The organism is Macrococcus sp. DPC7161, from assembly GCF_004117835.1.
Taxonomy (GTDB): Bacteria; Bacillota; Bacilli; order Staphylococcales; family Staphylococcaceae; genus SDSC01.
Map to the genome: position 1 here is coordinate 1 of NZ_SDSC01000037.1, position 433 is coordinate 433.

A 433-nucleotide genomic window follows, 5' to 3' on the forward strand; every position below is an offset into this window, starting at 1 on the left:
AACTTAAGTAGATATTGTTATATCATTACATTTAAAAACTCATTTAATATTTTCTTAAAGATCATCAATTCCCATGATAAAAAGATAAAAATAAAAACAAGAATCATTATTATTCGCATACATTTTTAGCATTCATTTATTAGGTTTAACATGACCTTCATTAAAACACGTAAAAAAATCGTTTCCTCTGAAATTGTTTCATCTTTATCAATGGTAGCTGCATCTGCGATGGCAGAAGAACAGGTGATCCAGTTAGAGACTATTCATCAAGAAGTCAAAGCTGAAAAAGCACCCAGCTTAAAAGTAGATCAATCTGCGAATAGCAAATTTGTTGCGCCTTTACTCGACACCCCCAAGTCAGTTTCAGTGATTTCAAAACAGCTGATTGCCGATACACAAGTGACGACTTTAGCTGATGCACTGCGTACAGTTC

At 33.5% G+C, this 433-nt stretch carries 1 pseudogene; it reads left to right on the top strand.

The window, feature by feature from the left end:
- Positions 1–150: 150 nt before the first annotated feature.
- Positions 151–433: pseudogene (locus ER639_RS11980) on the top strand (hypothetical protein); the annotation flags it as partial.